The organism is Tersicoccus phoenicis, assembly GCF_001968835.1.
Classification (GTDB): Bacteria; Actinomycetota; Actinomycetes; order Actinomycetales; family Micrococcaceae; genus Tersicoccus; species Tersicoccus phoenicis.
This window is the reverse complement of sequence record NZ_MRDE01000121.1, coordinates 1-492: the sequence shown is the minus strand read 5'-3', so window position 1 is coordinate 492 and position 492 is coordinate 1. Positions and strand designations below refer to the sequence as shown.

Genomic DNA, 492 nt, shown 5'->3' with positions numbered 1-492 from the left:
GGCCTCCCGGTCCCAGACCAGCGTCTTGGTCACCTTCCCCAGCGAGCTGATCAGCTGCCACATGCCGGCCAGCAGGTCACCGCCCTGCCGCGAAGGGAGCATCACCGCGGAGTGGAACCTCGAATGCGTGAGCGTCATCACCAGCACCGGCAGCATCGCCATCTGCCCGCCGCCGACCGGGATGCCCGGCTCCGGGAACCAGAGGTCGCACTGCGCCGCGACCCCCGGCTCGTGCACCAGCCGGTCAGCCGGGTCGACACCGGCGTACTCCGGGCGGATAGCACGGATCCTGTCCTTCAAGATCGTGATCGAGTGCTCCCAGCCGATCCGTTCCGCGACCACCGTCGCCGGCATCCGCGGAAACTCGGCAAGCAACGCCCGGACCCGTGGCTCCACCCGGTCCACCAGCGAGCCCTTCGGTGACCGCTCGTACTTCGGCGGCCCGTCCGACGCGAGCGCCGCTCTCACGGTGTTCCGCGCCACCCCCAGCCG

General features: G+C 70.5%; 1 pseudogene. It reads right to left on the bottom strand.

Annotation, left to right across the window (positions count from 1 at the left end):
- Window positions 1–492, bottom strand: a pseudogene (locus BKD30_RS16545) (IS21 family transposase); the annotation flags it as partial.